Origin of the sequence: Parafrankia sp. EUN1f, assembly GCF_000177675.1 — a bacterium.
Classification (GTDB): Bacteria; Actinomycetota; Actinomycetes; order Frankiales; family Frankiaceae; genus Parafrankia.
In genome coordinates, this window is the sequence record NZ_ADGX01000289.1 from 1 (window position 1) to 4,719 (window position 4,719).

Annotated in this window: 2 protein-coding genes and 1 pseudogene; all 3 read left to right on the top strand. The window is 71.5% G+C overall.

Features of this window, described 5'->3' with window-relative positions; genetic code table 11:
* Positions 1-403: pseudogene (locus FREUN1FDRAFT_RS40560) on the top strand (hypothetical protein); the annotation flags it as partial.
* 173 nt (positions 404-576) lie between these two features.
* A complete protein-coding gene (locus FREUN1FDRAFT_RS37935; RefSeq protein ID WP_006545745.1) occupies positions 577-1,050 on the top strand; it encodes a toll/interleukin-1 receptor domain-containing protein in 474 nt (157 codons plus the stop codon).
* On the top strand, positions 1,047-4,719 hold a 3,673-nt coding region (locus FREUN1FDRAFT_RS37940; RefSeq protein ID WP_006545746.1), incomplete at its 3' end, for a pentapeptide repeat-containing protein. The genes FREUN1FDRAFT_RS37935 and FREUN1FDRAFT_RS37940, both read left to right, overlap by 4 nt.

Sequence of the window (4,719 nt, forward strand, 5' to 3'; positions counted from 1 at the left end):
CCCGCCGCCCGCCCCGCCGGCCCCGCTGCCGGCCCCGCCGGCTCAGGCGGCGCCCACGGCACCGGTCGCGGACGTCCGTGCTGCCACCACCGGGCGGCCGGCGCGGTACCTGGCCGGCAACCACGAATCCGGGATCGGTGACCTCGTCGACCTCGACCTGCCCCGCGTCGACGTCCTCGTCGACCTGCCCCAGGTGGACGTCGATGTCGACATCGATCCGCCACTGGTGGAGGTCGGCGAGATCGTCTCCGGATGGCGGCCGGTGCTCCCGTCAGTCGCTCTGCCCGACACCCCGACGATGCCGGTGCTGCTCCAGCGCGGATCCACGGCGCGCGGCGGATCGGCGCAGACCCTCGAGGCCCTGGCCGAGCAGGTGTCCCAGGTCTGGGCCGGCCTGGCCTGACACCCGGCCGGCGCCGCAAGCCCGGCACCGCGAGCCCGGCAGCGGCCGTCTGCCTCGCACTTCCCATCGGGGCCGTTTGTCGCCTGGGTGACCCATCTGCGCCGGAAAGTGGTGGCGTCACCTACGATCGTGCCATCGGGAGGGCATCGGGAAATACGGGAAGAGGATCTCTGGTGGATGATCCGGTCGCGGCTTCGCTGTTCGTGAGCTGGGCGCATGACGACGGGGCCGAGAAGGAGGCCCTGATGGCCAGGCTGGCGTTCGGCGCGCTGAGCGGGGTGCGGCTCACCTGGTGGGAGGACTCGGACCTGCTCCTCGGCGCGGACTGGAACGAGGAGATCCAGAACCGCCTGGCGGCCTGCGACTACGGGCTGCTGTTGGTGAGCCCGAGCTTCCTGGCGAGCAGCTACATCCGGAATGTGGAGCTCCCGTCGCTGCTGGGGCCAGGCAGGGGCAGGGCGCTGCCGGTGATGTTGAAGAAGGTGCCGTTGGACGGCTCGTTCGACCTCCGCGGGCTTGCCACGCGGCAGATCTTCACCGGCGCCGGTGGCCGTGCCTTCACGCAGACCGCGCGCAGCGGCCGGGAGCAGTTCGCGCTGGCCCTGACGAGTCAGATCCGCAGCCGCGTGCTGCGCGACGCCGCGTGATCACACGGCTGCCACGGCAGGCGGTGCTGCGCTACCTCGAACGTCTGGCCGATGATCTCACCCCTCGACAGGCGCAGCGGCTCGCCGGCCTGGCCGACCTGATCGACGGCGACGGCCGGATCCCGATGGCCGACGCGCTGGAGGTGGCGACCCCCGGCGGCGGCGACGCGAAGGCCCAGGACGCATTCCGGAAGTTCCGCGCGGCGTTCGACGAGGCGGCAGCCGAGGCAGACGTCGGGGTGCGGCTGGTCAGCGACCAGCGCAAGGCGCCGCCCCGGGACAGGGTGTGCTGGTTCGAAGGCGAGGACCTCGCCGGCGACGAACTGGCGGCCCGCTCCCGGCGGGGAGCCGACCGGCGCCGCGGCGACGAGACGGTGACCGGGACGGTCTCCGAGGTGCTTCCCCCGACCGCGCCCGAAGCCGGGCACGGCGGCGGCGTCATCCACGTGGAGGTCGCACGGAAGGCCTCCGACCATGTCAGACGGCGTGAGCGTGAGTTCGTCGACCTGCTGAGCGAGCAGGCGTCCGCGACGCCGGGCGGCTACCGGATCACGAGCCTCGTCGCTGCGCTGCTCGGTACCGACCTCGAAGGCGAGCGGCGTCGGCTGCGGGAGGCGTCCGACCTGGTGGTCGAGCTCGACTGCGCCGCGTCCAGGCTGGACGTCCACCCGGGTGCGACCACCCGTCGGCCCCTGCGGATCGCGCTGGAGGGCGTGGCCCGGGGCGCCCGGCCCGCTCCCGAGATCGTGCACGAGACGTCCCGGCCGTTCAGCCAGCAACCGGACCGCAGGGCCAAGGTCGCGTTCGTGCAGCGGGTACTCGATGTGATCGCCGAGGTGCTCCAGGCTCCGGCGGCCCCGGGTGGACCGCTCGAGCCGGAGAAGTGGGCGAGGGGCATGGTGAGCCGGCCCCAGCTAGGCGGGGAGCCTGTGACCTCGCAGGTCGGCGAGACGTCGTTGTCCTCCGACGCCCTGACCGAACCGGCGTCGCGGCGACTCGGCGAACCGCTGCCAGCGGTCGCGCGACTGGTTACGTGGGCGACCGAACCTTCGCCGGGCGCGCGGCACCTGTGCGCGCTGCTCGGTGACGTCGGCATGGGCAAGACGACCACCGCCCAGCTGTTCACCCTGGCACTGCTGGACCGCCGCGAGCACGACCCGACGGTGCCGCTGCCGATCCTGTTCGACCTGCGCGATCTGCCGGCGCGGGTGGTCCGTGAGACGGCCGGGCTGAGGCAGATCCTCCAGGCGCTGCTGGACGCCGGCGACCTCGGGAGGGTGCCCACCGTCGACGAGGTCCTCGGCCTCGTCGCCAGCGGCCGATGCGTGCTGATCTTCGACGGGCTCGACGAGGTGCTGGTCCACCTCGAGCCGCACGCCGGCCAGGTGTTCACCCGCACGCTCTGGCGGGCCACCGAGGAGCTCTGGCGCTCCCAGCCGGCCGAGAGCCGGGCGGACCGGCCGAGCAAGCTGCTGCTGTCATGCCGAACCCACTACTTCCGCTCGATCCGCGACGAGGCCAACCACTTCACCGGGCAGCACCGCGACGGCCCCACCGGCACCGACTACCTGGCCCTGCTCATGCTTCCCTTCGGCGAGGAGCAGGTCCGGGCGTACCTTGCGGCCAACGTGCCGGGCGCGGACGTCGACCGGCTGCTGGACCTGATCGGCAGCGTGCACAACCTGCGCGAGATCGCCGAACGACCCCTGACCCTACGCATGATCGCCGAGCAGCTGGAAACCATCGAGCAGGCGAAGCTCGCGGGGCACACCGTCCGCGCCGTCGATCTTTACGGCTCGTTCGTGCGGCAGTGGCTCGAACGCGACGACGGCAAGCACTCGCTGATCCCGGACCACAAGCAGCTGCTGATGGAGCACCTCGCCGCGCAGCTGTGGCGCTCCGGCCGCGCGTCGTGGGGCGTCGCCGACGTCGAGCAGTGGATGTTGGAGTTCCTCGCCGGCCGGCCGGAACTTCAGCTGCACTATCCGGCGCGGGCGCCTGCCCTGTGGAAGGAGGACCTGCGCACCGCGACATTCCTCGTGCGCCACAACGACGACACCTTCGGATTCGCGCACACCTCCCTACGCGAGTACTTCCTCGCCCGCTATCTCGAGCGGGCCCTGCAGTTGCCACCGGAGCAGGCACGTGCGAGCTGGCAGCTGGCGGTCCCCAGCCCCGAGACCCTCGACTTTCTCGGCCAGCTCCTCGCCCGCCACGACGACCGACAGAAGGCGCAAAGCCGGACCGCCCTCGCTGCGATCGCGACGCAGCCCCCGGACGGCCGAGCCGACGCCGCGGCAGTTCTCGCCTTCGCCTACACCCTGGCCGCCGCCCGCGCCGGCCACCCAGACCACACGCCGGCCGGCCGCGTCCTGACCGGCGCGAACCTGGCCGGCTGGCGCATAGACGGCGGCACCCGGCGACTCAGTCTGCGGGGGAGTTCACTCGCGGGCGCCAATCTCACCGCAGCGGTGATCCGTGACGTCGACCTCGCCGGTACCGATCTGACCGCGGCGACCCTGACACGCGCCGAGATCCACGACAGCTCCCTGCGGGACGCCGATCTCCAACGCACCGAACTCGCCGGGACCATCTTCCGCAACTGCGACCTGAGCGCCGTCCGCTGGACCGACTCCACCGCCCACTACACCCAGGCACTTTTCTGCACCCAGCCCCCAGACGCGCTCCGAGCCGGCTGGCTCGTAGCACCGACGGAGGCCCCCCATGCGACCCATGCCCGCCTCACCTCCTTCACCGGTCACCGCGGATGGGTGAACGGTGGGGTGTGGAGTCCGGATGGGTCGCGGATCCTGACCGCCAGTGAGGATGGGTCGGCGCGGGTGTGGGATGGGGTGTCGGGTCAGGAGCTGCTGGCCTTCGCTGGTCACGGCGATGAGGTGAACGGTGGGGCGTGGAGTCCGGATGGGTTGCGTGTCCTGACCGCGGGTGGTGATGGGGTGGCGCGGGTGTGGGATGCGGTGTCGGGTCAGGAGCTGCTGATCCTCAGCGGTCACGACGGCCGGGTGTGGGATGTGGCGTGGAGTCCGGATGGGTCGCGCGTCCTGACCGCCGGCGCTGACGGGTCGGCGCGGATGTGGGATGCGGTGTCGGGTCAGGAGCTGCTGATCCTCAGCGGTCACGACGGCCGGGTGTGGGATGTGGCGTGGAGTCCGGATGGGTCGCGTTTCCTGACCGTGGGCGCTGATGGGTCGGCGCGGGTGTGGGATGGGGTGTCGGGTCAGAAGTTGCTGATCTTTGCTGGTCACGGTGACGGGGTGAACAGTGGGGTGTGGAGTTCGGATGGGTTGCGTGTCCTGACCGCGGGTGGTGATGGGGTGGCGCGGGTGTGGGATGCGGTGTCGGGTCAGGAGCTGCTGACGTTCGCCGGTCACAGCGGCCGGGTGTGGGATGCGGCTTGGAGTCCGGATGGGTTGCGTGTCCTGACCGCGGGTGCTGATGGGGTGGCGCGGGTGTGGGATGCGGTGTCGGGTCAGGAGCTGCTGATCCTCAGCGGTCACGACGGCCCGGTGTGGGATGTGGCGTGGAGTCCGGATGGGTCGCGGATCCTCACCACCGGTGACGATGGGTCGGTGCGGGTGTGGGATGCGGTGTCGGGTCAGGAGCTGCCGTCCTTCGCCGACAGCGGCTACGACGGGGTGACCGACGGCG